Here is a 25,272-nt window from a genome sequence, read left to right on the forward strand (position 1 = left end):
CCCGCTCACGCGCCCGCTTCGGCCTTTACCGGCTTGGCGGCATACGCGGCGGCGTCTTCCGCTTCGGCGGATTCGCCCGCCTGACAGACCGCCACCAGAATGCTGCACGACACGCGATCCAGGAGCGGCGTGTTGCCCGCGCCCATCCACCAGCGCGCGAGGCCGCTGCGGCATCGATGCCCCACCACGACCAGATCCACCTTCAGCTGGTCGGCGAGCGCCGCGATTTCGTCGATCGGATGCCCGAACGCGAAATGCCCCTGCGCCTGCAGGCCGCGCTCGCGCAACCACTCGACGCCCTCCTGCAGAATGTCGCGCGCCGCATCCTCGAACCGTCCGCAGGCCACATCCGTCAGCAATCCGGCGCTTTGCGCGATGCTCGACCGCATGTCCACCACGGCGAGCACGTGCGTTTCCGCGTTGAGATCGAGCGCGAGGTTCGCGCCCTGGCGCAGCGCCTTGCGGCCTTCTCTGGAGCCGTCATAGCAAAGCAGAATCTTTCTATAGCTTGTCATCATGCCTCCCTGCCGCATCCCCATGACCGCGGCGCAACTTGATGATCCTGTGCCGCGACGGACGTCGCAACGATGGAAAACGCTAATCCTTGGCAACGAGAGCACGCAGTAGCTTTCACCGTGCCAGATACCGCAGCGGCCCGGCGCACAAGGCTCCGCGTGATTCGCCCGAATCACGCGTGCGCTCGCCGGCACTCGTTTGACTCGCTCGCGCCGCATGCCGTTGCACGCAAAGCGCCGCGCTGGTGCATTGGATTACACTAGCCCGCTGGATTCCCCTTCCAGGCTTCATGCATGGCAACCCTCGCATCCGAAGATCGCGTCGCGCCCGCGATCGAATTCAGCGAAGTCAGAAAGCACTACGGCGCGAGAAACGTCGTCGACGGACTCTCGTTCGACGTGCGTCCGGGCGAATGCTTCGGACTGCTCGGGCCGAACGGCGCGGGCAAGACGACGACGCTCAAGATGCTGCTCGGCATCACGTCGCCGGATAGCGGGACGATCCGGCTCGTCGGAGAGCCGGTGCCATCGCGCGCGCGCTTTGCCCGGCAGCGCGTGGGCGTCGTGCCCCAGTTCGACAACCTCGATCCCGACTTCACCGTGCGCGAAAATCTTCTTGTCTTCGGCCGCTATTTCGGCCTGACGGGCGCGCGCATGGAGGCGCTGGTGCCGTCGCTGCTGGAGTTCGCGCGGCTCGAAAACAAGGCCGATGCGCGTGTCGGCGAGTTGTCGGGCGGCATGAAGCGGCGGCTGACGCTGGCGCGCGCGCTCGTCAACGACCCCGACGTGCTCGTGATGGACGAGCCCACCACCGGCCTCGATCCGCAAGCGCGGCATCTCATCTGGGAGCGCTTACGATCATTGCTTGCGCGCGGCAAGACCATTCTGCTGACGACGCATTTCATGGAAGAAGCCGAGCGCCTGTGCGACCGTCTGTGCGTGATCGAGGAAGGACGCAAGATCGCGGAGGGCCGGCCGCACGATCTGATCGCGTCGGTGATCGGCTCGGATGTCATCGAGATTTACGGACCGGACACGCGCGCGCTCGCGGCCGAGCTTGCGCCGCTCGTGGAGCGGATCGAAGTGAGCGGCGAGACGCTTTTTTGCTACGTCGACGATCCGCAGCCGGTGCATGCGCGCGTGAAGGGACGCGCGGACGTGCGCTATCTGCATCGTCCGGCGAATCTCGAAGACGTGTTTCTGCGCCTGACCGGGCGCGAGATGGTGGATTAAAAACGATGGATACTTTCGACCAATCGGGCGTCCAGGCAAACAAGCCGCGCGCTAAGGCGGACAACCTCACGCCGCTTTCCAGCGCCCTGCCCGCCAACGCCACGCACTGGATGTCGGTATGGCGGCGCAATTACCTCGTGTGGAAGAAGCTCGCGGTCGCGTCGATGATCGGCAATCTCGCCGATCCGATGATCTACCTTTTCGGCCTCGGGCTCGGTCTCGGGCTGATGGTCGGCCATGTCGACGGTGTCTCGTATATCGCGTTTCTCGCGGCGGGCACGGTGGCGTCGAGCGTGATGATGTCCGCGAGCTTCGAGGCGATGTACTCCGGCTTTTCGCGCATGCAGGTGCAGCGCACGTGGGAAGCGATCATGCACACGCCGCTCACGCTCGGCGATATCGTGCTGGGCGAAATCGTGTGGGCCGCGAGCAAGTCGGTGCTCTCGGGCGCGGCGATCATGCTGGTCGCGGGCGCGCTCGGCTATGCGAGTTTTCCGTCGATGCTGCTCGCGCTGCCGGTCATCGTGCTGACGGGACTGGCGTTCGCGAGCACGGCGATGATCGTCACCGCCATCGCGCCGAGCTACGACTTCTTCATGTTCTATCAGACGCTCGCGCTCACGCCGATGCTCCTGCTCTCCGGCGTGTTCTTCCCGGTGACGCAGCTTCCCGCGCTCGCGTTGCACGCGACGCAGGCGCTGCCGCTCTTTCACGCGGTCGAGCTGATTCGTCCGGCGATGCTCGGGCGCGCGCCCGATGGCATTGCGCTGCATCTGGGCGTGCTGATCGCCTATACGGTGCTGCCGTTTTTCGCGTGCGCGTGGCTTTTCAGGCGTCGCATCATGAAATGAAAAACGGCGATGGACCTCCATCGCCGTTCGTCTTGAAACACACGCGCTTACTTCACCGGAAACTCCTTGTGGCCGCCAAAGCCGAAGCGCATGGCGGACAACATCCGCTCGGGGAACATGTCGGCGTCGCGCGAGCGGAAGCGCGTGTAAAGCGCCGCCGATAGCACTTGCGCCGGCACCGCTTCCTCGATGGCCGCTTCGATCGTCCAGCGCCCTTCGCCGCTGTCGGCCACCTCCGTCGAGAATCGTTCGAGGCCCGCGTCGCTCGCCAGCGCGCCCGCCGTCAGGTCTAGCAGCCACGACGACACGACGCTGCCCCGCCGCCACACTTCCGCGATATCCGCGAGATCGAGCGTATAGCGCTCGTTCTCCGGCAGTTCCGCCGACTCCTTGTGCCTGAGGATGTGAAAGCCTTCCGCATAGGCCTGCATCAGCCCATATTCGATGCCGTTGTGCACCATCTTCACGAAGTGCCCCGAGCCGACCGCGCCGCAATGCATGTAGCCGTTCTCGACGCGCGGATCGCGTCCTGCGCGGCCCGGCGTTTCGGGGATGTCGCCGCGTCCGGGCGCGAGCGTCGCCAGAATCGGATCGAGCCGGCGCACGACGGCTTCGTCGCCGCCGATCATCATGCAATAGCCGCGTTCCAGTCCCCAGATGCCGCCCGACGTGCCGACATCGACGTAATGCACGCCCAGCTCGCGAAACCGCGCGGCGCGGCGGATATCGTCTTTGTAGAAGCTGTTGCCGCCGTCGATCACCACGTCGTCCGCCTGCAGGATTTCGTGAAGGTCGTTCAACGTGTCCTCGGTGATCTTGCCGGCGGGCAGCATCAGCCAGATCACGCGCGGCCCGGCGAGCTTCGAAACGAGATCGCCCAAATTCTGCGATCCGGTCGCGCCTTCGGCCGCAAGGGCGTCGGTCGCCTGCGGGTTGTGATCGTAGACGACGCAATCGTGCCCGCCTCGCATCAGGCGCCGGCCGATGTTGCCGCCCATGCGCCCCAGTCCAACGATGCCGATCTGCATGGTGTGCTCACTCCTTGCCGTTGGCCTTGACGCGCTCGATCTGCTTCTTCGCGGCTTCGTAGACGCCTTCCAGCGTGAAGCCGAACTTGGTCTTCAGCGCCTTGAGCGGAGCCGACGCGCCGAAGGTGTGCATCACGATCTGCGCGCCGAGACGGCCGGTGTAGCGGTCCCAGCCGAGCGTCGCGGCCTGCTCGACGGCCACGCGCGCGTGGACGCCGGTCGGCAGCACCGATTCCTTGTACGCCTCGTCCTGCTGCTCGAAGATGTCCCACGACGGCATCGACACCACGCGCGCCGCGATGCCCTCGCTCTTCAGCTTCTCGTACGCGTCGACGCACAGCGACACTTCGCTGCCCGTCGCGAGCAGCAGCACTTCGGGCTTCTTGCCGTCGGGAGCGTCCGCGAGCACGTACGCGCCGCGCCGCACGCCTTCCGCCGACGCGTACTTCGTGCGGTCGAACGTCGGCAGCGGCTGGCGCGTCACGACGATGCACGACGGCTCCTTCGAATGCGACAGCGCCACGCGCCACGCTTCGCTCACTTCGTTGGCATCGGCGGGGCGCAGCGTCGTCAGGCCGGGGACCCCGCGCAGCGACGCGAGCTGCTCGATCGGCTGATGCGTCGGGCCGTCTTCGCCGACGCCGATCGAATCGTGCGTGAACACGTAGATCACCGGCACTTCCATGATGGCCGAGAGGCGGATCGGCGGCTTCATGTAGTCGCTGAAAATCAGGAACGTCGATGCAAACGGCCGCAAGCCCGACAGCGCGAGGCCGTTCGCAATCGCGCCCATGCCGTGCTCGCGGATGCCGAAGTGCAGATTGCGCCCGCCGTAGTTGTCGTGCTCGAAGCTGCCCGCGCCTTCGAACTTGAGGTTCGTTTTCGTCGATGGCGCGAGGTCCGCCGCGCCGCCGAGCATCCACGGAATGCGCTGCGCGATCGCGTTCAGCACCTTGCCCGACGATTCGCGCGTCGCGATGCCCTTTGCGTCCGCGTCGAAGGTCGGGATATCCGCGTCCCAGCCCTCGGGCAGCTTGTTCTCGAGCATCAGCCACGCTTCTTTCGCGAGTTCGGGATTGGCTTTTTCGTAGGCGTCGAAACGCTGCTTCCACTCCGCGTGCGCCGCCTTGCCGCGCGCGCCCATGCCGTCGGCGAAATGCTGCATCACGCCATCGGGAACGAGAAACTGCGCGTCTTCCGGCCAGCCGTAGAACTTCTTCGCGAGCTTGATTTCCGCGTCGCCGAGCGGCTCCCCATGCGCGCTCGCCGTGTCCTGCTTGTTCGGCGCGCCCCAGCCGATGATGCTCTTCACCACGATCAGCGTCGGCCGGTCGGTCGTGGCCTTCGCTTCGTTGATCGCGGCTTCGAGCGCGGCGGCGTCGTTGGCGTCGTCGACATGCAGCGTGTTCCAGTTGTAGCCGCGAAAGCGCGATTCGACGTCGTCGCTGTACGCGAGATCCGTGTGGCCTTCGATCGTCACGCGGTTGCTGTCGTAGATCCAGATGAGATTCGACAGCTTCAGATGCCCCGCCATCGACGCCGCTTCGTGCGAAATGCCTTCCATCATGTCGCCGTCGCCGCAGAGCGCGTACACGCGGTAATCGAAGAGCGCCGCGTCCGGCTTGTTGAAGTGCGCTTCCTTCCAGCGCGCGGCCATCGCCATGCCGACGCTGTTGCCGAGACCTTGCCCGAGCGGACCGGTCGTGGTTTCGACGCCCGTGGTCATGCGAAATTCGGGGTGGCCGGGCGTCTTGCTGTCGAGCTGGCGGAACTGCTTGATGTCGTCGATCGACACGGCCGGCTGTCCCGTCGGCTTGCCGTCCTCGTCGACTTCCTTCACGCCCGCGAGATGCAGCAGCGAATACAGCAGCATCGACGCATGCCCGACCGACAATACGAAGCGGTCTCGATTGGGCCACAGCGGCGCGTCCGGATCGTAGCGAAGATGGTTCTGCCAGAGATGAAACGCGACGGGCGCGAGCGCCATCGGCGTGCCGGGGTGGCCGGAGTTGGCCTTCTGCACGGCGTCCATCGAAAGCGTGCGGATCGTGTCGATCGTCAGGCGATCCAGATCTTGGGATTGCGGCGTTGCTTGAGACATGAGCGACGACTCCTTTTGCGAAGAGCGCGCTGTGGCGAGAGGCGCCGCAGCGGGCAACCAGGACCATCGAGCAAGTGCGGTGCCTTACACGCCTTTCGGCGGCATCGCACGCGAGTCAGACGGAAAGCGCGCGGCGAGACGCAGCGGCTTTCGGATGCGGCAGGTCACAACGAAACGGCGCGCGCGATGTTTGCGCGTCCGGTAATACCGCCGGGCGATGTCGTCGCGACGCATCGCCCGGCAACCCTTCCATGCTGACACATTCGCGGTCCGATTACTCGAACCGCGCCACGCCAGCCGATTTACGGCGCGGGATTCGGCTGACGCTCGTGCAGGGCTTCGATTTCCGCGAGGATTTCATCAGACAGTTTGATGTCCACGCTCGCGATATTCTCCTGCAACTGCGCCATCGACGTCGCGCCGATCAGCGTGCTCGTCGTGAACGGCCGCGTGTTGACGAACGCGAGCGCGAGTTGCGTCGGCGTGAGGCCGTGGCGCTTCGCGAGTTCGACGTAGGACGACGTCGCGGCGATCGCCTGCGGCTTGCTGTAGCGCTGGAATCGCTCGAACAGCGTGATGCGCGCGCCCGCCGGACGTGCGCCGCCTTCGTACTTGCCCGAGAGCCAGCCGAACGCGAGCGGCGAATACGCGAGCAGCCCCACGCCTTCCTTGTGCGTGAATTCGGACAGCCCGGTTTCGAACGTGCGATTCACGAGGCTATACGGATTCTGGATGCTGACGATGCGCGGCAGCCCCGCTTTCTCGGCCGCGCGCAGGAATTGCGCGACGCCCCACGGCGTTTCGTTCGACACGCCCACGTAGCGGATCTTCCCCGCCTTCACGAGGTCGCCGAGCGCGGCGAGCGTTTCCTCGATCGGCACCGTGTATTCGTCGTCGATATACGGATACGCCGGGCGGCCGAACGTCATCGTGCTGCGGTCGGGCCAGTGCAGTTGATATAGATCGACGTAATCCGTTTGCAGGCGCTTCAGACTGCTGTCGATCGCTTCGTTGATGTTCTTGCGGTCGAACTGATTGCCCGCGCCGCGAATGTGACGCGGATTGTGCGGCTGACGCGCGGGCCCGGCGATCTTCGTCGCGAGCACGATATCGCCGCGCTTGCCCGCGTTCTTCGCGAGCCACGTGCCGATGTATTCTTCCGTGCGGCCCTGCGTTTCGGGGCGCGGCGGGACCGGGTACATTTCGGCGGCATCGATCAGATTGACACCTTGCGCGAGCGCGTAGTCGATCTGTTCGTGCGCTTCGCTCTCGGTGTTCTGCTCGCCCCAGGTCATGGTGCCGAGCCCGATCAGACTCACGTCGACGCCCGAATCGCCCAGTTTCCGATACTTCATCGCTTGGTTCCTTGTATTGACGCCTTCTGGCGAACTGTCCACGGCAGACATTGCCGACCAACCGCAGAAACTACCATAGGCGTGCAAGGTCTGCTCCCGTGGATAGAATGGCGTGCCTCGCCTTACGCTTTCGCTTCGACGCGCCACGCAGCAACGGCTGCCAGGCTTTCGGATACCTTGACGCACTCACGCGTCTCACGCGACCAGACCGATGTCTTCATCTACTGCTTCCAGCGAACCCGAGCGCGCGAAACGCGGTTCCTCGATCATCGTCATGCTCGTCGCCGCGACGTTCTTCATGGAGAACCTCGACGGCACCATCATCGCGACCGCGCTGCCTCAAATGGCGCGCTCGTTCGGCGTGCATCCGGCCGACATGAGCCTCGGCATCACGGCGTATCTGCTCACGCTCGCGGTGTTCATCCCGATCAGCGGATGGGCCGCCGACCGCTTCGGCCTGCGCACCGTGTTCGGCAGCGCGATCGCCGTGTTCACGGCGGCGTCCGTGCTGTGCGCGACGACATCCACGTTGCCCGCGTTCGCGGCGGCGCGCGTGCTGCAAGGCATCGGCGGCGCGATGATGGTGCCGGTCGGACGCCTCGCCGTGCTGCGCGCGACGCCGAAGGACGGCCTGATGCGCGCGATCGCCATCATCACGTGGCCGGGACTCGTCGCGCCGGTCATCGGGCCGCCGCTCGGCGGATTCATCACGACATATTCGTCCTGGCGATGGATCTTCTATTTGAACGTGCCGCTCGGTCTCATCGGCTTGTTGCTGACGCTGCGTTATGTGGACAACGTGCGCGAGGACGCGAAACGCCGCTTCGATTTCGCCGGCTTCGTGCTGTGCGGCGTCGCGTGCGTGACACTGCTCTACGCGATGGAACTCGTCGGCCGCAACGACGCGCCGTGGCCGCTCGTGGGCGGGCTCGTCGCAGTGGGCGTGGCCGCGGGCGTCGCATCCTGGCGGCATCTGCGGCGCGCGGCGCAACCGGTCGTCGATCTGTCCGCGCTCAAGGTGAAGACCTTCGCCGTCGCGATGGGCGGCGGTTCGCTCTTTCGAATCGCGATCAGCGCGGCGCCGTTCCTGCTGCCGCTCATGTTTCAGGTGGGCTTCGGCATGAACGCGTTCGATTCGGGCCTGCTCACGCTTGCCGTGTTCGCGGGCAATCTGTCGATGAAAGTCGTGACCACGCCCGTCATGCGGCGATTCGGATTCCGGCCGGTGCTGATCGTCAACGGCGTGATCGCGGCGCTTTCCCTGGCCGCGATGAGCCTGCTCGCGCCATCGACGCCGAAGCTCGTGATCGTCGCCGTGCTGTTCGCGAGCGGCCTCTCGCGCTCGCTGCAGTTCACGGCGCTCAACACGCTCAGTTTCGCCGATGTCCCGAAGGCGCAGATGAGCGGCGCGTCGGCGCTCTCGAGCACGCTCTTTCAGATGACGATGGGCGTCGGCGTCGCGATCGGCGCGATTGCGCTGCGTATCGGCGAATGGCTGCATGGCCACGACGCGCATTCGATCGCGCCGGAGGATTTCGGCGTCGCGTTTCTGATCGTCGGATTCGTGGGGCTGGTCGGCGTGATCGATCTGGTCGGGCTGCCGAAGGACGCGGGCGCGCTGGTGTCAGGGCATCGCAAGGAAAGGGATTCGCGGACCTAAACCTTGCGCGTTTCGTGCCGTAAGACACGGTATGAACATGCAAAGTCTGGAATCGATCGCCGCGATGAGCGAAGCGGTCGCCGCCATCCGCCACGCGCGCGGCCTTCAAAATCCGAACGATCTGCCCGCCGGCACGCCCGAATGGAAAGCCGCGAGCGATGCCTTCGCCGACGACTTCCTGCGCGCGCTCGCAGGCGAGCCGAGCGTGCGAGCGTGGTGGTCGTTTTGACGCGCGCTAGCGCCTGAGCCAGTCGAGCCATCCCAGCGCGATCGCCGCGTTGATGATGACGCCCGCCGTTGCGGCGAGCGCCGCGATCATCGTCCAGAACGCCGAGCGGCGCGATGCCTGCGCGGAATCGCGGGCCAATTGCGCCGCGTCGTTCGCCGACGACACCGACGCGAACATCGCCCGGAACTGTTCGTCCTGCCGCGCGGCGTCCTTCGTGCGCAGCCATGCGCGCTTGGACGCGGCTTCGGGATCGGCGGAATCGGCTTCGGGGGTTTCCTCCAGATCCGCGCGGATCGATGCTTCGCCCGCGGCTTCGTAGCGGCGAAAGCGGGCTTCCCGTGCGGCGCGCCGGTCGGGCTCGTTATTGTCGTTGTCGGTCATCGTCGTGGATGCGCGTTGCGCGCATGACGCTCCACGCGCGGCGCGAAGCCGTGCGCGAGCATTCAGCCGGAGTCGGAAAGGACGTCAGCGGTCGTTCGACATCGCCTTGAGGCGGTCGTTGCCGGCGTCGCGGGCGGCATCGGCGGTGGCGAAGTTTTCTTCCGAGACCATCGCGCGCTTGACTTCCTGCGCCGCGAAATCGACGAGCGTGAGGACCCACACGAAGCCGCCCGCCTGTTCCGCCGTCTGCACGAACGCGCGCAGCTTGCCTTCATTCGACGATGCCATCTTCATCTCCCAGTTCGTGATGTCCTTCGAAGCCGGCGACGCGTCCGGACGCTCAAGCCTCGAAGTCGAGCCCGCCGAACAGCACCGACGGCTCCGCCTGCGAGCGCGTGACGAAATCCACGTCGCGCGCGCCTTCCCACGCGGCGAACTTCGCGGCGAGCGAATCCAGATAACGCTGAAAGCGCGCCTCTCCGTCGGGGCGTAACAGGCGCACGATTTCGTCGTCGTCCCAGGTAAGGAACACGTTCAGATCGAACGGATATTGACGCGCCCGCTCGCCGTTGTCATGCGGCGGCGCAGTGATGTGCAGCCGCGTGGGCGCGCACGGATGTTCGTTCGGCACGATGTCGATACGCAACCCGCGACCGATCTGCCGCGTGACGCTCTCGGCGATGCGCGGCACGAATTCGGTTTCGAACCTGAGCGCCTGTTCCCGATTCAATGCATTTTCTCCACAGCTCGCCCAAGCCGTGCCGGTCAGACGGGCGGCAAATCCTCGAGCGATTTTTCGATTTGCCCGTCCTGCACGCGCGCCTCGATGCCGACGTGGCCGTTCGCGTAAGGCAAGGCGCTGACTTTGGGTCCGAGAAACGTTCGTCCGCCGAGGGTGAAGAGCGTGCGGACTTCCTTGCCGCTCTTGATGGTGTCCACGACTTGCCGGACGTCCACGATGCTGGTGGGAGCCGCCCATTCGTTCCTGGCGGAATCGAAACTGCCCCAGCGCACGTTGGTCACGCGGTCGTTGACCCAGCGCACGCCGTCGATCGCCAAAGTAGCCATAGCTGCCTCCATGGTCGTCGTTATGGGGAGAATGATCAATGTAGCACGGTGAGGAGAGTGCCTGCGAGAGGCGCGCCGGAAAGTGGAAAGCACGAATCTCGAATGGATTCTCGGTCCTGCTCTTGCCCGGTTATGGGGCGCCGACGAAAGCAAAGCTGGAAACCCGTTGTAAAAGGGAATGCTGTGACACGACTGTCGCCCCGAATAAGTCGCCCGGCCACTCGGCACCGAGCGCGCCACCGCTTGCGAATGCGTGCTCGCACGGCAGCGAGTGACACCGCAAAAAAATGCTCGAAAGGACTAGGCAACTGGAAAGCCAGTTCGTATAATCTCGCTTCTCGATCGGCAGGCAATTTCGCTGAAGCGAGAAAGCAGTAATTCTGTTGTTCAGTGGTGGCTGTAGCTCAGTTGGTAGAGTCCAGGATTGTGATTCCTGTCGTCGTGGGTTCGAGTCCCATCAGCCACCCCAGAAATTCAAGCAAAAAGCCCAGTCTTCGACTGGGCTTTTTGCTTTCGCGAAGCTGCGGGGCACTCTGGTATGGCGCTCAGTCACAAGCGGACGGCGCGCCGATACAGATTCCCCGCGCCGTTCAAGCCTCGACCGCCTCCACGCCATCGCGCAAATGACTGCGCGCCTCGTCGAAGATGCCGAGATCGCCCTTCGCGAGCCGCTTGCTATCGGATAGCACCCGCCGCCATCCCCGCGCACCCGCGACACCGCGATACAGCCCCAGCGCATGCCGCGTCACCGCACCGAGATACGTGCCGCGCGCGACTTCCGCCCGCGCATACTCGATCAATTCCGCCTCGATTGCCTCGCGCGTCGGAACCGGCGTGGTCGCGCCATAGAAGCGCGTATCGACGCCCGCCAGCACGTAAGGATTGTGGTACGCCTCGCGCCCGAGCATCACGCCATCGACGTGCTTCAGGTGCTCTTCCACTTCATCGAGCGTCTTGATGCCGCCGTTGATCGAGATTTCCAGATGCGGAAAATCGCGCTTGAGCTGATACGCGTATTCGTACTTGAGCGGCGGAATCTCGCGATTTTCCTTGGGGCTCAGACCCTTCAGGATGGCGTTGCGCGCGTGGACGATGAACACCTCGCATCCGGCGTCCGCGACCGTGCCGACGAAATCGCGCACGAACGCATAGTCTTCGACCGCGTCGACGCCGATGCGATGCTTGACCGTCACCGGAATCGACACTGCGTCGCGCATGGCCTTCACGCAGTCCGCGACGAGCTTCGGTTCCTTCATCAAACATGCGCCGAATGCGCCGCGCTGCACGCGCTCGGACGGGCATCCGCAATTCAGGTTGATTTCGTCGTAGCCCCACTGCTCGCCGAGCTTCGCGCTCTTCGCCAGGTCCTCGGGTTCGCTGCCGCCGAGTTGCAGCGCGACCGGCGCTTCGTCGGGCGTGAACGCGAGATGCCGCGCGACGTCGCCGTAAAGCAGCGCGCCCGTCGTCACCATTTCGGTGTACAGCCACGCATTGCGCGACACCAGCCGATGCAGCGAACGACAATGGCGATCCGTCCAGTCCATCATCGGGGCGACGGACACGCGGCGGGGGCTGATCTTGGGCACGGCTGACATGGTTTTGAGCGGATTTGGCGGACGGCGACGAATCGGCCATTTTACCGCAGCGGCGCGAAACGGTCGGCGGGCGCATCCCTTGCGGGGATGAGCGAATCTTCGATGCCAACGCTTGTCAGACTTAGGTCGCCGAGCATCGACGGTGTCCGAGGAGACTGACCATGACGAAACGACTGATCGCGGCAAGCGCCCTCTTCTGCGCCGCCTTCGCCGTGCATGCGCAAGGCACGCAGGCCGCGCGCCCGGACGATAACGCATCGATGGTCAAGCCGCCCGGCGCGCCCGGTTCGCCCGCCGCGAGCGCGACGCGTCCGCACAATCCAGACAACATGCCGGTCAAGCGCCCGAATCCGCCGCCGAACAGCGACCGCATGCTGCACAACAGTCCCGCGAGCGACGCCATCGCGAAGTAAGTGCAACGGCACCGGCTGGCCCGCGCGCGCCCCTATAATGGCGCTCGTCACGATAACCGAGCGAGCCGCGGTCTCGCCCGCACGCGGTCCAGCCAATGCAAAAACTTATTCTGCCGTTAGTTTCCGGATTTCTCGCCGCACTGTTCTTTCGTGAATCGACGTACGCGCTTCTGCACGCAGCCGGCCTGATCGATACGGCCGGCTTCTCCACCGCGCCGTTCCTGCCGATCGGCATCCCCGAATTCATCGCCAATGCGCTATGGAGCGCCGTCATCGCCATTCTGATGGCCTGGCTGCTGCGCGTCGCGCCCGAGAACCGCGCACCGTGGATCGGCGCGCTCGTGTTCGGCGGCATCGTGCTGACGGCGGTGAGCGCGTTCGTGATCGATCCGGCTCGCGGCATCTGGCCGGCCGGCAACATGCTGCCGCGCCTCGCGCCGAACTTCATCGCGAACGGCATCTGGGGCTGGGGCGCGCTCGTCTTCATGCGCGCGTTCATGGCGCGCGGCGAAGCACGCTAACGCATCGAATACGCGGGCGCCTGCCCGCGCCGTGCGTCAATCTTTCAGCAGCCGCAGCGGATGCGTCGCCGGCGTCCACGCGCTGTCGAACATCCGCTCGACCTCGTTCGGCTCGACATCTTCCGCCCGCGCGATTCTCCAGGCCGGCTGATTGTCCTTGTCGACGATACGCGCCCGGATGCCCTCCGCCACGTCGCCGCGCTCGAACGCCGAACGCGTGAGATCGAGATCGCGGCGCAGCGTTTCGGCCATCGTCGAGAAGCGCGCGCGGTCCACTTGCTGAAGCGAAACATCGACGGAAAGCGGCGAGCGTTCGCGCAACTCCGCCGCCGTAGCCCGCGCCCACTCGTTGCCGGACGCGTCCGCTTCGCGTTCGAGCGAAGCCAGGATCGCCGCGCCGTTGCCCGCCGCGAAATGCTTGTCGATGAGCGTGCGCGCTTCGGCGAGCGCGCTGGCGTCGGGAATCGGCGAGACCTTGTACTTCGTCGTTTCGTTTTCGACGAAGCGCATGATGTCCACGCCATCCAGAAAGCGCTGATGCCGCAGCGATTCGATCAGCCCGGGCAGCGCGCCGTCGTCGAGATAGGCGTCGGCCATGCGGGCGTAAAGCGCATCGGCGGCGCCCATGCTCGCGCCCGTCGCCGCCAGATAACGGCCGATCGCGCCCGGCGCGCGCGCCAGGAACCAGCTCACGCCGACATCCGGAAAGAGCCCGATGCGCGTCTCCGGCATTGCCATCTTCGTGGACTGCGTGACGATGCGCAGGCCGCCCGTATGATGCGCGCCTTGCGATATGCCCATGCCGCCGCCCATCACGACGCCGTTCACCACCGCGACGTACGGCTTCGGGAACGTGAAGATGGCGTGATTGAGCTTGTATTCGTCGATGAAGAATGCGTCGATGGCGTCGCGGTCGCCCGCCTTCGCCGCGTCGTATAGAAAGCGAATGTCGCCGCCCGCGCAGAACGCGCGTACGTGCGGGCTGTAGATCACGACGGCGCGGATCGCCTGGTCGTGACGCCATGCCCGCAACGCTTCGCTGATCGCGCGCAGCATCGGCGGCGTCAGCGCGTTGAGCGCCTTCGGACGATCGAGCGCAATGAAGCCGATGCCGTTGGCGGTGTCGATACGGATGTCTTCAGTGGTCATCGTGTTGAGAGTCGGAACGTTCTGTCGGTCAATCACCTGAGCCAGCGGCGAGCCACGCATCGAGCGACAACTCGACGAGCGCCGCTACCGGCGCGCCCGGCGGCGCCGCGCCGCTCAGTTCGAGCGCGACGATGCCGTGCAAGTTCGCCCATAACGCCTGCGCGCACGCAGCCGGGTCGGCAGCGTGCAACGCGGCGAACGTATCGGCGAACACCGAAAGCAAGCTTGCGTCATCGCGGCCGCCCGTTGCATCGACTGTCTCCATGAACATTAGCCGATACATCTCCGGCTCGCCGAGGCCGAACGCCACATACGCACGGCCCAGCGCTTTCAGGCGCGCGGCGGCATCCGCGATACGCGCGTGCGGCACGAAAGCCGCGCGCAGTTGCGCATGCCCTTCTTCGCGCAACGCTCGCGCAATTTCTCCGCGGCTTCTGAAATGAAGATAGAGCGCCGCGGGCGAGTAGTCGATCGCGTCGGCCAGCTTGCGCATGGAAAGCGACGCGATGCCCTCGTTCCTCACGATGCCACGCGAGACTTCGAGTATGCGCTCACGCAACGCGTCGCGCTGCTGCTTCGTATGCAGGCGCAATCGGCGTGTCCGCTCTTCATCGAGACCCATGCGAGGCATTGTCGGCACCGCCACTTTGCAAGTCAATTTTGAAACCGGGCGGCGGCGATGCCGCGATCAGCGACGCCGCTCAGACGATCATCGATCCGTCGTCATCCCTGCGCGAGGCCGGGCCCGCGTGATAGAGCGGCTCGTCCGAGTCGCCCAGCACGACCGAAGCAAACAGGATGCAGAAGCCAAGAATCAGGACGCCGACGGCCGCCCAGATGAGCCAAAGTGCGTTGGACTCGACGAGCGAGTGAAGAAAGGATTGAAGCATACGACCCCGCGCGATTTTTATAATGGATTGCTCTCTGCAGCCTTTCGGCGGGAGCAAGTTATATGCCGAGCGAATCGCATCGCGTGCGGCAGAATGTGACGATGTTACTCCGAGGCGCGGGCGGGCGAAAGGACATCATTCACAGGCGCGCGTGATTCGCATGCCTGCGTTGAAGGACTTACATCGCTTGCTTGTAAGACGGATAAACGAAGAGCCGCCCGTCTCATTCGACGGTGACGCGCCCCGGCGGAAAGTGCCCGCTTTTCAGAAGCACGGGCATGCCGTTCGTGACTTGCAGATGCTCTCGCGCAACCGCTTCGATGCGCCCGCGCCCTGCATCGAACGCGTCGATCCAGCCGGCGCTGTCGTAGGTTTGCGCGCCGAAGTGGTCTTCGAGCGCCTCGACGGAAATGGCGCACGGCACGCGCCGGCCATCGACGAGCGCGGCGAATTCGATCGTCAGGTTGGAATCGCGATAATCCGGCGCGTCGGGAAGAAAACGAATATCCATGATTGTCTCGTTGCTCGGCATCTTTCTCGCTCGATGACCTGCGAAAAAAGGCTCGTGAGCGTACGCACGAACCGATCCGGGCGACCATGGTACTCGTGCATGCGCCGCCGGGTCCAGCGCGCGCGTCACGCGTCGAGCACGTCTTCTTCCACGTCCACGACGAGCAGCGAGCTTGCGCGCGGATCGGCGTAATTGAAATCGAGGTAGCGGCTCAACTCACGCACACGCTGGCAGACGCGTTCGCGTGCATCGTTCGACAGGTTCGGATAGTCCCGCAACACGCGGGCGTCGAACCGGTAATGCACGCCCCAGGCAATATTGCCCGCATGATTCGCCACGCCGCCCGTGCGCCAGCTCACGAAGAGCGCGGGCGTCGGGTCGCCGCCGATCTCGGCGATGTCCGCGCCGCTCGGAAAGAGATCGACGAGACAGTTCGCAATGTCGTAAAGCACGGCGTGGCGCAGATGGATGGCTCGCATCATGTCGATTGCAGCAATCGGTCGATGTAATCGCGCGCCGCCTGCTCGACGTGTGCGAGCGCTTCTTCCTCGGTGGCGAAGCGTCGGGCGGGGCCGAGGTCGACGAGCGCCTCGAAGTGGCGCGCGTTGTCCGGTCCGTCCTGCCCGAGGCTCACCGAACCGACATAGATGCCCGCACCGGGCTGATCGCCTTCGGCCTCGTGCGTCTGAACGAGCCGCGCCGATGCGCTGATGTAATAGCCTCGATACGGTCCCGTGACTCTTTCCGCCATTTGTTCTTGCCTCCTTTGCGTTGGGTCATGTCGTGCGTGACTGCCGCGCGAATGCAATTCAAACCGATTTCGAATCGATTAAGGCGTTCGATTCGGCAAATAGTTCATCGCTTAAGGATGCCTTCAGTTCATGCACGGCTTCTCGCAAGGGCCGCGCCCGCGCCCTGTTTGCGGCGTATGGGACAATGCGCATCTCAAAAATGCGTGGCGACGACCTGCTTTCGTTTCGCTGTCGTCGCATCGCAAGTCAGAAATCACGAGGTAAAGATGAAGCAATCCGATCGGCGCACGCGCCGACTCTTCGCCCTATTGAACGCATTCCGCGGCACGCGCGCGGTCGTGGTGGGCGCGGCTGCGGTGGTGGTGTCGGGACTTGGCGCGTGCGCATCGTCGAACGATGCATCGCTCATCAACCTGCCCGATGGACAGACCGGATACGCGGTGAACTGCAGCGGCGCCGACGCCGGATCGAGCTGGGCGAGCTGCTACGTGCTCGCCGGCAAAGCGTGCGGCGCGACGGGCTACGACATCGTGTCGAAGGACAACGAGGAAGGCGGCCCCACGGGCGGCGGCATCAGCAACGTGATATCGGCGAACGTGAAGAATCGCTCGATGATCATTCGCTGCAAATAAGCGACGCTTGCTCAACAAGCGAGGCGTCGCTCGAGTGGATCAGTGACGGTCGAGCGCGAGCGCGGCGAAGCTCTGGCCGAGGACCGCGCACAGCGCTTCGACGACCATTTCGTGATCGCTGCGCTGCGGCAGTCCCGACACCGCGACCGACCCGATGACGCCTGCATTCGCGACGCGAATCGGGAACGCCCCGCCGTGTGCGGCGTACTGGGCGGGATCCAGACCGAACTTGTCGGCGAGCGTCGCGCCCGACTGTTGCAGCGTCAGGCCGACGCCATACGAGCTGCGGCGAAAGTGCTCCACCGTCTTCGACTTGCGTTCGGCCCAGCGGGCGTTGTCGGGCGTGGCGCCGTCGAGCGCGGCGAAGAAGAGCCGCTGCCCGAATGTGCGAACGTCGATCGCGACGGCGGCGCTGCGTGCCAGCGCCATTTCGCGCAATTGCGACCCGAGTTGCCATGCGTGTTCGGCGTGGAACTGCGGGAACACGAGTGTGTTTTCCTGATGCGCGATAGCCTGAAGGTCGTGCGGGATGTCCATCGGGGGCGGCTCCGTTTGCGTGGCTTGGAATCGGTTGAAGGCGATGGGGGATTTTGACACGGGCGGGAAGCACTGTGGCCGATCCGTTATTTCGATAGGATCGCTAACTGTTTTTCAGCGCCTTTACGGCGCGGAAAAACAGAAAGGGGTTACAGGCAAGAACCTGTAACCCCTTGAATGCTTGGTTGCGGGGGTAGGATTTGAACCTACGACCTTCGGGTTATGAGCCCGACGAGCTGCCAGACTGCTCCACCCCGCGTCCGTCGAAGAAAAGATTATAGGACATCGGGCAGACATGCGCAACGATTAGTTGAATGTTTCTGCATGAGCCAGAGCAACGTACTGCGTCGGATAGTCTCGCTCGCTAATGCGCTCCATCGCGAAAGCGCTATAGGGCGCGTGGCATAATCGCCGGGACCAGCAATCATCATCGGCATCAAGAGCGCGGCATGCAGCGTTTGCAGCGGGGAATCATGAGTAGAGTCGGCGGGATCGTCGCCCTGTGCGCGATGCTCATGCTCTCGCTCGCGCCCGCCGCGTCGCAATGGCTGAACGCCAAGCGCGTCGATGCCCCGCTCGCTTCGGTATGCGCATCGGGCATCGAGCGGACCGCGCTTTCATCGCATGCCGATGACCACGCCTTGGGCCATCTCGCGGCCTGCGGTTATTGCGACCTCCTCGCGCACGCGCCCACGCCGCCCATCTTCCCACTGGCGTTCGCGTCGATACACAGGCAGCGCGCATCGTTCAGTGCGACCGATGCCGCCAGCGCGGTGCATCGGCTCCGCTTCGACGACGCGCAACCGCGCGCGCCACCCGCCCTCGCCTGACCCGCTTCCCATTCCGCACGCCGATACGTCGCATCGAACGACGTGGAAGCGCCGCGTCATCACGCATCACGCATCACGCATCACGAAAGGACACCACCATGACGTTCAAATCCGCATTGCGCGGCGCGCTCGCGCTCGGGCTCATCGCGTCCGCGCAACTTGCGTTCGCTCACGCACTGCCCAAAGTGCAGCAGCCCGGCCCCGGCGCGACGGTCAGCGCGCCGCACGAAGCGTCGATCGTATTCGGCGAAGCGCTCGAACCCACCTTCAGCTCGATGCTCGTCACCGACGCTCACGGCACGCAGGTCAACACCGCAAAATCCGTCGTCGATACGAACGACAAGAAGCACATGAGCGTCGCGTTGGGCACGCTTGCGCCGGGCGTCTATAAAGTGCAGTGGACGGCGGTTGCCGCCGACGGCCATCGCACGCAAGGTCACTACAACTTCACGGTCAAGTGAGGCCGCAATGAAAAAAACCGCTGTACTCGCAGGCGCGCTCGCGTGCGCGTCTGCCCTGCCGTTCGTCTCCGCCGCTCATGCGGCCACGCTCGAAGCGCGCGATTGCTGGGTTCGCGCGATGCCGCCGAATCTGCCGTCGTCGGGCTACTTCGTGGTCGCCAACAACGGCGACAAGCCCGCGACGCTCACCGCCGCCGACACGCCCGCCTTCAACATGGCGATGATGCACAAGTCGGAAAACAAGGGCGGCACGGCGACGATGTCCGCCGTCGATAATGTCGATGTCCCCGCGCACGGCACGCTCGCCTTCGCGCCGAAGGGCTATCACCTGATGCTCGAGGGGCCGGGTGAGTCCGTGAAGGTCGGCGCGACGATTCCGCTCACGCTCACCTTCGCCGACAAGAGCACGGTCAAGGTGGATTGCGCAGTAAAGTCGGCGGCGACGCTCGGCAAGTAACTCGCCATCAAGCAAGGCGCGCCGGGGTCGAGAGACGCCCGGCGCGCTTTTTTCATGCGCTCGATGCTTCGGTCACGTCACGGCTTGTTGAACATGTCCATGATCTGGCGGCGCTCATCGTTGGTCACTTGCGGCACCGGCGGCGCCTGCATGCCCGCCGGTCCGACGCCGCCTGTCGTGGTCGAATCGCCTGCCATCGGATTGCTGTTGTCGAGGCCGATGCTCGCGACAAAGCCCGCGCCCGGCGTATGGTCGGCGAAGAACAGCTCGCCGTCGACAGTCGTGATGCCATCGGGCATCGGCATCTGCTGTTGCGGGATGCCGCGCAACGCGCGTCCCATGTACTCGACCCAGATCGGCAACGCGAGCTGCGCGCCGAACTCCTTGCTGCCGAGCGACTTCGGCTGGTCGTAACCCATCCACGCAACCGCGACGAGCTGGCGCTGATAGCCGGCGAACCAGCCGTCCTTCGCGTCGTTGGTCGTGCCGGTCTTGCCCTGCAGGTCGTTGCGCTTGAGCACGTTGGTGCCCGCGCCGGTGCCCGACGTCGCCACCGTATGCAGCAGACTGTTCATTACATACGCGTTGCGCGGATCGAGCGTCTGCGGCGCGTTGCTGCCCGCCGTGAGCGGATCGGCGCGCGAAATGACGGTGCCGCGCGCATCGGCGACCTGCGCGATCAGATACGGATTGATGCGATAGCCGCCGTTCGCGAATACCGAATACGCGCCGCTCAGCTGCAGCGGCGTGACGAGCCCGGCGCCGAGCGCGAGCGGCAAATACGGCGGCGTCTTGTCCTTGTCGAAGCCGAACTTCTGCGTCACGAAGTCCTGCGCGTAGTTCGTGCCGATGTACGACAGAATGCGGATCGACACCAGATTCTTCGACTTCTGCAGGCCGGTGCGCATCGACATCGGGCCGTCGGGCTGATCGTCGTCCTTTGGCTCCCACGGCTCGCCGCCCGCCGGCGCGGGGAAGTACAGCGGCGCATCGTTGATGATCGTCGCCGGTCCGAGGCCCTTGTCGAGCGACGCCGAATAGATGAACGGCTTGAAGCTCGATCCCGGCTGACGCCAGGCTTGCGTCACGTGATTGAACTTGTTCTTGTTGAAGTCGAAGCCGCCGATGAGCGCGCGAATCGCGCCGTCCTGCGGCGTCATCGAGACGAGCGCGCCTTCCACTTGCGGCAGTTGCGTGATCTGCCAGTTGTTCTTCGCGTCCTTCGTCAGGCGGACGATGGAACCCGGCTTGATCGCGAGCGCCTTCGACGCGTTGCTGCGCAGCGCCGCCGCGACGAAGCGCAAGGCGTCGCCGGAAATGGCCGCGCTCTCGCCGCCGACGAACTGCGCCGTCACCTGCTTCGGCGTCACGGATGTCACCACGGCCGCGACGAGATCGCCGTTGTCGGGATGATCGACGAGCGCGTCTTCGATGGCTTCGGCGCGGTCATCGGATGCCGAGGGCAGATCGATATGCCCCTCCGGCCCGCGATACCCGTGGCGGCGCTCATAGTCCATCACGCCCTTGCGCACGGCGCGGTAGGCGGCGTCCTGATCGGCGGAATCGATCGTCGTCGTGACGGTGAGGCCGCGCGTATAGGTCTCTTCCTTGTACTGCGCGTACATCATCTGCCGGACCATTTCCGCGACGTATTCGGCATGCACGCCGTACTCCGTTCCCGACGACTTCGTGTAAATCTCCTCGGCGATGGCCTGATCGTACTGATCGCGCGTGATGAAGTTGAGGTCCATCATGCGCTTCAGGATGTACTGCTGACGCACCTTCGCGCGCTTCGGATTCACCACCGGGTTATACGCCGACGGCGCTTTCGGCAGGCCCGCGAGCATCGCGGCTTCGGCGAGCGTGATGTCCTTCAGGTCCTTGCCGAAGTACACGCGCGCCGCGGCGGAAAAGCCGTACGCGCGCTCGCCCAGATAAATCTGGTTCATGTACAACTCGAGAATCTGGTCCTTGGTCAGCGCGCGCTCGATCTTGTATGCGAGCAGCATTTCGTAGATCTTGCGCGTGTAAGTCTTTTCGCTTGAGAGGAAGAAGTTGCGCGCGACCTGCATGGTGATCGTGCTTGCGCCCTGCGATGCGCCGCCGTGCATCAAATCGGTCACGCCCGCGCGCAGAATGCCGACGAAATCGACGCCGCCGTGATCGTAAAAGCGGTAGTCCTCGATCGCGAGCACCGCTTTCTTCATCTGGTCGGGAATGTCCTGAAAGCGCACGAGACTGCGGCGTTCTTCGCCGAATTCGCCGATCAGCACGTGATCGGCCGTGTAGACGCGCAGCGGCACCTTCGGCCGATAATCGATGAGCGCGTTCAGCGACGGCAGATTCGGCTCCATCACGACGAGCGCGTAGCCGACGATCAGCGCGCCGACCACGGCGGCGATCGCGGCGAGGCTCGCGAACCACAGCGCGATGCGCCCGAACACCGAGCGTCCGCCGCCTCCGCCACGGCCATTGCGTCCGGCGCGATTATTCCGATCGTTGCGGTCATTGCCGCCGTTTCCGCCGTTGCGGCCGCCGCCGTCGCGGTTTCCGCCCGAATCGTTGCGTGAGTCGTTCCAGCGTGGCTCGCGATCGTATCGCGATGAATTCGAAGAGTCGGGACGTTTGATAATAGGCATGACTGGGATGGTTCAGCGCGCCTGAAAGCGCGCAGTGCGTCGCTTAACCGATGCGCGGACCGAAGCGTGAATGCGAACGCGGCAAAGACGAGACGAAGCGGATAAGCGGACCGGCTTCGACCGAGGGTAACAGCGCATTTTAAAGAATTCGGAAACGCCGCTGCCAAACGTGGCGGATTTTTTTGTAAGTAAGTGCCGCCGCGCGCCCCGGGCGGGCCGCTCGGGGAAAACGTGCGGTTACCCACAGAAAGTGTTGAGAGCCTTGTGGACAACCCTATGAGAAAATAGCCAACTCCTTGATCGCACATGTTTTTCGTATCGAGCGCACGGACTGTCCACGCAGCCGTAACATGCATGGGAATACGCGGTGGCGAGCGCGCACAGCGGTCCCGCGAACCGATATGATGGATGCACGTTTTGCCTGCCGTTTTGCTTCGCACGACCGCCGTAAAGCAGTGACGCCGTTTCGATAATCAGGACCGCGCTTGCGTTGTTTGCAATCGCCTTACTGTCTGCGAGCCGCTCATGACGACCAAGCCTACAGAACGTATCGTTGTATTCGTGACTCCCGCGCAGAAGCTCGCCATCAGCAGGACCGCGGACGAACTCGGCATCAGCGTGAGTGAGCTGATGCGCCGCGCGGTGCTCAACTTCAACGCGACGAGCGAGCAGATCAAGGTCGCGGGCATCGTCGATCGTTTGCGCGCGCCCAAGACGCCCGATCCGCTCGATGTCGCCCTGCGAAGCGTCGCTGCCAAGGCCGCGGCCCGCGAAGCGCGCGACGCCGCCAACGCCGGCAAGCGCGCGGTGCGAACGCCGACCGTATCGACCGTTGTCGAGCCCGTTCATCCCGTCGATGCCGAAGACGCCGAGCGCGCCGGCGAAGACACCTCACTGACCGGAGACGAACGCACTGGCCGCTGAAAACCGCGCGTTTCGGCGCGGCTTTTCGTTCGCGGCAGGCGGTCATGCGCCGTTACACTCCTTAACGTTGCTTAAGTCCAAGTTAAGTCGCGTCGTGCTCTAATAGACGGGGTAAACCCGCGCACGAATGTGACCCGCATAAGGCTTGCAATACCGCTCGATGCGCCTCACATTCGACGCGCGCATCCACGCATCACGCATACACGCGCTCGTACGCGTCACGCACGCAGCGGTTTCATCAAGGAGAAATACATGTCGCTTTTCGATTCCATCTCGCGCACGGTCAAAGGCCTGTTGAACGATGCCGCCGACACGATGCAGGACCCTTCGCGCGACGCGCGCCAGATCGTGCGCGAACTCGACGACAGCATCGGCAAGGCCGAGAACTCGCTGATCGAAATCGAGGCGCAGGTCGCCACGCAGCAAAGCAAGCGCGACGCCGCCGCCGACAAGGCGAAGAAGTACGAAGACGGCGCGAAACGCGCGCTGCAGTCCGGCGACGAAGCCCTTGCCCGCGAAGCGCTCGCGGCGCAAGCGAACGCCGAAACGGAGCGCGACGCGCTCGCGGCCGAACTGCTGACCCTCGTGCCTTCGGTCGATCACTTGAAGCAGCAGATCGCCGACATGCGCCAGCGCCGCAACGACCTCAATGCGCGCTCGAACATCCTTCAGGCGAAGCAGCAAATCGCGCAGGCGAAGGACACGGCGGCGACGGCGCTCGGCGGCATCGGCGGAAAGAATCTGTCCGAGGACTTCCAGAAGCTCGAAGACAAGGTGCAGCTCGCCAACGCCCGCTCGGACGCGCGCCTGAATTCCGCCGATCAGACGTCGGGCAAGGCGCTCGACGACAAGCTGGCGGCGCTCAATCGCGGTCCGTCGGTGGAAGACCGGCTCGAAGCGTTGAAGAAGCAGTTGAACACGCCCGCGCAGTAATGGGGCGATGACCGGCGCGGCGGGTATCCGTCTTGCGTCGGTCCGGTAATCGATGAACCGCATGGGACCGGATCAGACCGTTCCGGTCCACAAAGGAGACGGGCGTTTATCGCGTCCGGCCCGCTCATGAAAAAAACTCTGACGGCTCTTGCCTTATCGATGTCGATCGCGCTGTCCGTCGCATCGCCGCTCGCGTTCGCGGTGCCGACGGCGCAGCAGGTCGAGCAATCGATGGCGCAGGGCAACTGGCGGCAAGCCGACGCGCAGTTGAACGAAGTGCTCGAAGCGCATCCGAAGAACGCGCACGCGCATTATCTTTACGCGCAGGTGCTGGATCGCGAAGGCCGCTACAGCGACGCCCTTTCGCACTTGCAGCAAGCCAAATCGATCGATCCGTCGCTCAGCTTCACGGACCCGACGCGGTTCGCATCGACCGAAGCGCGCATCCGGAACGACGCGAGTCGCGCCAGCACAACCGTGAATCCGTCGACGAATCCGTCGATGAACCGCAGTTCGAATGGCTCCGTCGCGCAGAATCCGTTCAATCAGGGACAGGTGGCCGAGCCGCGATCGCATGGTCCGTCGATGGGCATGTGGATCGGACTCGCGGTGCTGATCGCGGCGATCGCGCTCGTGCTGCGCTGGGGCCTAAGGCGCGCCCGCGCTCGTGACGATGGCCGCGCCGACGACGATCGCCGTGCGCAGATGAAGCGCGCGACCGAGTTGCTGAACGACATCCGCACGCTCAAGCTCGATGTGAAGCTGTCCACCGCGCCCGGTCACGACGCGCTGCTGCGCGATGTCGAAGGCACGGAAACGCAGCTGCGCGAGATGGTCGAGGCGTTGTCGAATTCGAAGAATCCGGTGCCGCCGTACGCGATCGAAGATCTCGAGAATCAGGTCGAAAGCCTCAAGGCGCGCGCCGAAGGCCGGCCCGATCCCAATGCAGCGACCGCGGCGCAGCCCGGCATGCAGGGTCAATCGCCGTACGCGCAGGAAGCCGAGCGTTTCGGGCGCAATTCGCAACAGCCGTATCCGCAGCAAGCGCCTTATCCGCAACAAGGGCAACAGCCGCCCGTCATCATTCAGCAAGGCGGCGGCGGGTTTGGCGGCGGAATGGGCGGACTGCTGACCGGCGTGCTGCTGGGCGAAGCGCTTTCGCACGGACGCGATCGCGTGATCGAGCGCGAAGTGCCTGTCGAGCGTCGGAATGACGACGGCGGCGTCGGCGGTTTCGACTTCGGCAAGGACGGCTTGGGCGACAATGGCGGCGGCGGTGGCGGCCTCGATTTCGGCAGCGGCTCGAACGACTGGAACGACAACGGCGGCGGCGTCGACCTCGGCAGCAACGACGACAACTGGCGCGATTCCTGATCGGGAAAGCGTCGCCTCATCAGGCATCAAGTATCAAGGCTCGAGCCCCGCTTTCGCGGGGCTTTTTACATGCGTGCGCGATCCGTCAGCGCGTCAGCCTCCGCCGAGCAGCTTCAACAGCGCCCAGAGGAACTTGAAGAAGCCGACGATGAACGCCCAGATGCGCTCCAACTGATCCCAGTTCGCCGTGCTGAGCAACGTCCGGACGATCATGCGGCTGTGCTTCGAAAAGA

The 25,272-nt window shown here is 64.5% G+C and carries 30 protein-coding genes and 2 tRNA genes; 14 read left to right on the forward strand and 18 right to left on the reverse strand.

Translation table 11 applies throughout. The features are described 5' to 3' along the window. Positions 1–5 precede the first annotated feature (5 nt). Entirely contained in the window at positions 6–515 is a 510-nt protein-coding gene (locus tag AWB72_RS15340; RefSeq protein ID WP_040049548.1) for a universal stress protein, read from the reverse strand. Between the two features lie 294 nt (positions 516–809). On the opposite strand from AWB72_RS15340, the gene nodI reads away from it, so the two are divergent. After that, positions 810–1,748 carry a nodulation factor ABC transporter ATP-binding protein NodI gene (nodI, locus tag AWB72_RS15345; protein WP_052449765.1) on the forward strand — a complete coding sequence of 313 codons (939 nt, stop codon included), beginning with the start codon at positions 810–812 and terminating at the stop codon, positions 1,746–1,748. 5 nt (positions 1,749–1,753) lie between these two features. Further along, positions 1,754–2,599: a nodulation factor ABC transporter permease subunit NodJ gene (gene nodJ, locus AWB72_RS15350; protein WP_040049461.1), complete on the forward strand. Its 846-nt coding sequence runs from the start codon at positions 1,754–1,756 to the stop codon at positions 2,597–2,599. 47 nt (positions 2,600–2,646) lie between these two features. On the opposite strand, the gene gnd is transcribed toward nodJ, so the two are convergent. The 3 genes from gnd to AWB72_RS15365 all read right to left on the reverse strand — a co-directional run bounded on the left by gnd (position 2,647) and on the right by AWB72_RS15365 (position 7,083). Further along, positions 2,647–3,627, reverse strand: coding sequence for a phosphogluconate dehydrogenase (NAD(+)-dependent, decarboxylating) (gnd, locus tag AWB72_RS15355; RefSeq protein ID WP_040049460.1), 981 nt, complete (start codon positions 3,625–3,627; stop codon positions 2,647–2,649). Positions 3,628–3,634: 7 nt separating this feature from the next. Then, positions 3,635–5,728, reverse strand: a complete 2,094-nt coding sequence (gene tkt / locus AWB72_RS15360; protein ID WP_040049459.1) for a transketolase — start codon at positions 5,726–5,728, stop codon at positions 3,635–3,637. A 302-nt stretch (positions 5,729–6,030) separates the two neighbouring features. Beyond that, entirely contained in the window at positions 6,031–7,083 is a 1,053-nt protein-coding gene (locus AWB72_RS15365) for an NADP(H)-dependent aldo-keto reductase (protein WP_040049458.1), read from the reverse strand. 211 nt (positions 7,084–7,294) lie between these two features. On the opposite strand from AWB72_RS15365, the gene AWB72_RS15370 reads away from it, so the two are divergent. Both AWB72_RS15370 and AWB72_RS15375 read left to right on the forward strand, forming a co-directional pair. Continuing rightward, positions 7,295–8,743, forward strand: coding sequence for an MFS transporter (locus AWB72_RS15370; protein ID WP_040049457.1), 1,449 nt, complete (start codon positions 7,295–7,297; stop codon positions 8,741–8,743). Positions 8,744–8,774: 31 nt separating this feature from the next. Next, positions 8,775–8,972, forward strand: a complete 198-nt coding sequence (locus AWB72_RS15375) for a hypothetical protein (protein WP_052449764.1) — start codon at positions 8,775–8,777, stop codon at positions 8,970–8,972. Between the two features lie 6 nt (positions 8,973–8,978). On the opposite strand, the gene AWB72_RS15380 is transcribed toward AWB72_RS15375, so the two are convergent. The 4 genes from AWB72_RS15380 to AWB72_RS15395 form a co-directional block, all read right to left on the reverse strand. Then, positions 8,979–9,353, reverse strand: coding sequence for a hypothetical protein (locus tag AWB72_RS15380; RefSeq protein WP_040049455.1), 375 nt, complete (start codon positions 9,351–9,353; stop codon positions 8,979–8,981). A gap of 84 nt (positions 9,354–9,437) precedes the next feature. After that, positions 9,438–9,641 carry a hypothetical protein gene (locus AWB72_RS15385; protein WP_040049546.1) on the reverse strand — a complete coding sequence of 68 codons (204 nt, stop codon included), beginning with the start codon at positions 9,639–9,641 and terminating at the stop codon, positions 9,438–9,440. Between the two features lie 52 nt (positions 9,642–9,693). Beyond that, a complete protein-coding gene (locus AWB72_RS15390; RefSeq protein WP_087128158.1) occupies positions 9,694–10,083 on the reverse strand; it encodes a DUF5594 family protein in 390 nt (129 codons plus the stop codon). A gap of 35 nt (positions 10,084–10,118) precedes the next feature. After that, positions 10,119–10,421 carry a hypothetical protein gene (locus AWB72_RS15395; RefSeq protein ID WP_040049453.1) on the reverse strand — a complete coding sequence of 101 codons (303 nt, stop codon included), beginning with the start codon at positions 10,419–10,421 and terminating at the stop codon, positions 10,119–10,121. A gap of 393 nt (positions 10,422–10,814) precedes the next feature. Here AWB72_RS15395 and AWB72_RS15400 point away from each other — a divergent pair. Next, positions 10,815–10,890 (forward strand) — tRNA-His (locus AWB72_RS15400). Positions 10,891–11,011: 121 nt separating this feature from the next. Here AWB72_RS15400 and dusA read toward each other — a convergent pair. Beyond that, complete coding sequence (dusA, locus tag AWB72_RS15405) at positions 11,012–12,016, reverse strand: tRNA dihydrouridine(20/20a) synthase DusA (protein ID WP_040049452.1); 1,005 nt, start codon at positions 12,014–12,016, stop codon at positions 11,012–11,014. Between the two features lie 161 nt (positions 12,017–12,177). On the opposite strand from dusA, the gene AWB72_RS15410 reads away from it, so the two are divergent. Together AWB72_RS15410 and AWB72_RS15415 are read left to right on the forward strand one after the other, a co-directional pair. Further along, positions 12,178–12,429, forward strand: a complete 252-nt coding sequence (locus AWB72_RS15410; protein ID WP_040049451.1) for a hypothetical protein — start codon at positions 12,178–12,180, stop codon at positions 12,427–12,429. 95 nt (positions 12,430–12,524) lie between these two features. Next, positions 12,525–12,950: a hypothetical protein gene (locus tag AWB72_RS15415; RefSeq protein WP_040049450.1), complete on the forward strand. Its 426-nt coding sequence runs from the start codon at positions 12,525–12,527 to the stop codon at positions 12,948–12,950. Positions 12,951–12,986: 36 nt separating this feature from the next. Here the strand turns inward: AWB72_RS15415 and AWB72_RS15420 are convergent, their stop codons facing one another. From AWB72_RS15420 to AWB72_RS15445, 6 genes are all read right to left on the reverse strand, one after another. Beyond that, positions 12,987–14,099 (reverse strand): enoyl-CoA hydratase/isomerase family protein, encoded by a 1,113-nt coding sequence (locus AWB72_RS15420; RefSeq protein ID WP_040049449.1) that lies wholly within the window; start codon positions 14,097–14,099, stop codon positions 12,987–12,989. A gap of 28 nt (positions 14,100–14,127) precedes the next feature. Beyond that, the gene (locus AWB72_RS15425) at positions 14,128–14,730 is read right to left on the reverse strand and encodes a TetR/AcrR family transcriptional regulator (protein WP_244285646.1); all 603 of its coding nucleotides are present in this window, start codon (positions 14,728–14,730) and stop codon (positions 14,128–14,130) included. Positions 14,731–14,800: 70 nt separating this feature from the next. After that, positions 14,801–14,989, reverse strand: coding sequence for a hypothetical protein (locus AWB72_RS15430; RefSeq protein ID WP_040049448.1), 189 nt, complete (start codon positions 14,987–14,989; stop codon positions 14,801–14,803). Between the two features lie 223 nt (positions 14,990–15,212). Next, positions 15,213–15,500 (reverse strand): DUF1488 family protein, encoded by a 288-nt coding sequence (locus tag AWB72_RS15435; protein WP_040049544.1) that lies wholly within the window; start codon positions 15,498–15,500, stop codon positions 15,213–15,215. Positions 15,501–15,625: 125 nt separating this feature from the next. Then, entirely contained in the window at positions 15,626–15,982 is a 357-nt protein-coding gene (locus tag AWB72_RS15440) for a hypothetical protein (RefSeq protein ID WP_040049447.1), read from the reverse strand. Continuing rightward, on the reverse strand, positions 15,979–16,251 hold the full coding sequence (locus AWB72_RS15445; protein WP_040049446.1) for a hypothetical protein: 273 nt from the start codon (positions 16,249–16,251) through the stop codon (positions 15,979–15,981). Before AWB72_RS15445 ends, AWB72_RS15440 begins: the two co-directional genes overlap by 4 nt. A gap of 267 nt (positions 16,252–16,518) precedes the next feature. Between AWB72_RS15445 and AWB72_RS15450 the strand changes: the two genes are divergently transcribed. After that, on the forward strand, positions 16,519–16,884 hold the full coding sequence (locus AWB72_RS15450) for a hypothetical protein (protein WP_040049445.1): 366 nt from the start codon (positions 16,519–16,521) through the stop codon (positions 16,882–16,884). A gap of 39 nt (positions 16,885–16,923) precedes the next feature. Here AWB72_RS15450 and AWB72_RS15455 read toward each other — a convergent pair whose 3' ends face one another. Both AWB72_RS15455 and AWB72_RS15460 read right to left on the reverse strand, forming a co-directional pair. Then, complete coding sequence (locus tag AWB72_RS15455; RefSeq protein WP_040049444.1) at positions 16,924–17,421, reverse strand: heme-degrading domain-containing protein; 498 nt, start codon at positions 17,419–17,421, stop codon at positions 16,924–16,926. 182 nt (positions 17,422–17,603) lie between these two features. Beyond that, a tRNA-Met gene (locus AWB72_RS15460) sits at positions 17,604–17,680 on the reverse strand. 214 nt (positions 17,681–17,894) lie between these two features. On the opposite strand from AWB72_RS15460, the gene AWB72_RS15465 reads away from it, so the two are divergent. The 3 genes from AWB72_RS15465 to AWB72_RS15475 all read left to right on the forward strand — a co-directional run bounded on the left by AWB72_RS15465 (position 17,895) and on the right by AWB72_RS15475 (position 19,169). Further along, positions 17,895–18,251 (forward strand): DUF2946 domain-containing protein, encoded by a 357-nt coding sequence (locus tag AWB72_RS15465; protein ID WP_244285641.1) that lies wholly within the window; start codon positions 17,895–17,897, stop codon positions 18,249–18,251. A 98-nt stretch (positions 18,252–18,349) separates the two neighbouring features. Continuing rightward, entirely contained in the window at positions 18,350–18,712 is a 363-nt protein-coding gene (locus AWB72_RS15470) for a copper resistance protein CopC (RefSeq protein ID WP_040049442.1), read from the forward strand. A 7-nt stretch (positions 18,713–18,719) separates the two neighbouring features. Continuing rightward, the gene (locus AWB72_RS15475) at positions 18,720–19,169 is read left to right on the forward strand and encodes a copper chaperone PCu(A)C (protein ID WP_040049441.1); all 450 of its coding nucleotides are present in this window, start codon (positions 18,720–18,722) and stop codon (positions 19,167–19,169) included. Between the two features lie 77 nt (positions 19,170–19,246). Here the strand turns inward: AWB72_RS15475 and AWB72_RS15480 are convergent, their stop codons facing one another. Next, positions 19,247–21,808: a penicillin-binding protein 1A gene (locus AWB72_RS15480; protein ID WP_040049440.1), complete on the reverse strand. Its 2,562-nt coding sequence runs from the start codon at positions 21,806–21,808 to the stop codon at positions 19,247–19,249. Positions 21,809–22,333: 525 nt separating this feature from the next. Here AWB72_RS15480 and AWB72_RS29790 point away from each other — a divergent pair. The 3 genes from AWB72_RS29790 (at position 22,334) to AWB72_RS15495 (ending at position 25,039) form a co-directional block, all read left to right on the forward strand. Next, positions 22,334–22,732: a plasmid mobilization protein gene (locus AWB72_RS29790; RefSeq protein WP_040049439.1), complete on the forward strand. Its 399-nt coding sequence runs from the start codon at positions 22,334–22,336 to the stop codon at positions 22,730–22,732. 252 nt (positions 22,733–22,984) lie between these two features. Beyond that, positions 22,985–23,665 (forward strand): PspA/IM30 family protein, encoded by a 681-nt coding sequence (locus tag AWB72_RS15490; protein ID WP_040049438.1) that lies wholly within the window; start codon positions 22,985–22,987, stop codon positions 23,663–23,665. Between the two features lie 126 nt (positions 23,666–23,791). After that, entirely contained in the window at positions 23,792–25,039 is a 1,248-nt protein-coding gene (locus tag AWB72_RS15495) for a tetratricopeptide repeat protein (protein WP_040049437.1), read from the forward strand. Positions 25,040–25,272 lie beyond the last annotated feature (233 nt).

The organism is Caballeronia concitans, from assembly GCF_001544615.1.
Lineage (GTDB): Bacteria > Pseudomonadota > Gammaproteobacteria > Burkholderiales > Burkholderiaceae > Caballeronia > Caballeronia concitans.

Coding starts and splice junctions, on each gene's coding strand:
- AWB72_RS15465 (WP_244285641.1), top strand. CDS start 17,895: ATGAGTAGAGTCGGCGGGATCGTCGCCCTGTGCGCGATGCTCATGCTC.
- AWB72_RS29790 (WP_040049439.1), top strand. CDS start 22,334: ATGACGACCAAGCCTACAGAACGTATCGTTGTATTCGTGACTCCCGCG.
- nodJ (WP_040049461.1), top strand. CDS start 1,754: ATGGATACTTTCGACCAATCGGGCGTCCAGGCAAACAAGCCGCGCGCT.
- AWB72_RS15455 (WP_040049444.1), bottom strand. CDS start 17,421: ATGGACATCCCGCACGACCTTCAGGCTATCGCGCATCAGGAAAACACA.
- AWB72_RS15445 (WP_040049446.1), bottom strand. CDS start 16,251: ATGGCGGAAAGAGTCACGGGACCGTATCGAGGCTATTACATCAGCGCA.
- AWB72_RS15420 (WP_040049449.1), bottom strand. CDS start 14,099: ATGACCACTGAAGACATCCGTATCGACACCGCCAACGGCATCGGCTTC.
- AWB72_RS15410 (WP_040049451.1), top strand. CDS start 12,178: ATGACGAAACGACTGATCGCGGCAAGCGCCCTCTTCTGCGCCGCCTTC.
- AWB72_RS15425 (WP_244285646.1), bottom strand. CDS start 14,730: ATGCCTCGCATGGGTCTCGATGAAGAGCGGACACGCCGATTGCGCCTG.
- AWB72_RS15395 (WP_040049453.1), bottom strand. CDS start 10,421: ATGGCTACTTTGGCGATCGACGGCGTGCGCTGGGTCAACGACCGCGTG.
- dusA (WP_040049452.1), bottom strand. CDS start 12,016: ATGTCAGCCGTGCCCAAGATCAGCCCCCGCCGCGTGTCCGTCGCCCCG.
- AWB72_RS15450 (WP_040049445.1), top strand. CDS start 16,519: ATGAAGCAATCCGATCGGCGCACGCGCCGACTCTTCGCCCTATTGAAC.
- AWB72_RS15340 (WP_040049548.1), bottom strand. CDS start 515: ATGACAAGCTATAGAAAGATTCTGCTTTGCTATGACGGCTCCAGAGAA.
- AWB72_RS15480 (WP_040049440.1), bottom strand. CDS start 21,808: ATGCCTATTATCAAACGTCCCGACTCTTCGAATTCATCGCGATACGAT.
- AWB72_RS15475 (WP_040049441.1), top strand. CDS start 18,720: ATGAAAAAAACCGCTGTACTCGCAGGCGCGCTCGCGTGCGCGTCTGCC.
- nodI (WP_052449765.1), top strand. CDS start 810: ATGGCAACCCTCGCATCCGAAGATCGCGTCGCGCCCGCGATCGAATTC.
- AWB72_RS15375 (WP_052449764.1), top strand. CDS start 8,775: ATGAACATGCAAAGTCTGGAATCGATCGCCGCGATGAGCGAAGCGGTC.
- AWB72_RS15470 (WP_040049442.1), top strand. CDS start 18,350: ATGACGTTCAAATCCGCATTGCGCGGCGCGCTCGCGCTCGGGCTCATC.
- AWB72_RS15380 (WP_040049455.1), bottom strand. CDS start 9,353: ATGACCGACAACGACAATAACGAGCCCGACCGGCGCGCCGCACGGGAA.
- AWB72_RS15490 (WP_040049438.1), top strand. CDS start 22,985: ATGTCGCTTTTCGATTCCATCTCGCGCACGGTCAAAGGCCTGTTGAAC.
- tkt (WP_040049459.1), bottom strand. CDS start 5,728: ATGTCTCAAGCAACGCCGCAATCCCAAGATCTGGATCGCCTGACGATC.
- AWB72_RS15430 (WP_040049448.1), bottom strand. CDS start 14,989: ATGCTTCAATCCTTTCTTCACTCGCTCGTCGAGTCCAACGCACTTTGG.
- AWB72_RS15440 (WP_040049447.1), bottom strand. CDS start 15,982: ATGATGCGAGCCATCCATCTGCGCCACGCCGTGCTTTACGACATTGCG.
- AWB72_RS15385 (WP_040049546.1), bottom strand. CDS start 9,641: ATGGCATCGTCGAATGAAGGCAAGCTGCGCGCGTTCGTGCAGACGGCG.
- AWB72_RS15435 (WP_040049544.1), bottom strand. CDS start 15,500: ATGGATATTCGTTTTCTTCCCGACGCGCCGGATTATCGCGATTCCAAC.
- AWB72_RS15415 (WP_040049450.1), top strand. CDS start 12,525: ATGCAAAAACTTATTCTGCCGTTAGTTTCCGGATTTCTCGCCGCACTG.
- AWB72_RS15495 (WP_040049437.1), top strand. CDS start 23,792: ATGAAAAAAACTCTGACGGCTCTTGCCTTATCGATGTCGATCGCGCTG.
- gnd (WP_040049460.1), bottom strand. CDS start 3,627: ATGCAGATCGGCATCGTTGGACTGGGGCGCATGGGCGGCAACATCGGC.
- AWB72_RS15365 (WP_040049458.1), bottom strand. CDS start 7,083: ATGAAGTATCGGAAACTGGGCGATTCGGGCGTCGACGTGAGTCTGATC.
- AWB72_RS15370 (WP_040049457.1), top strand. CDS start 7,295: ATGTCTTCATCTACTGCTTCCAGCGAACCCGAGCGCGCGAAACGCGGT.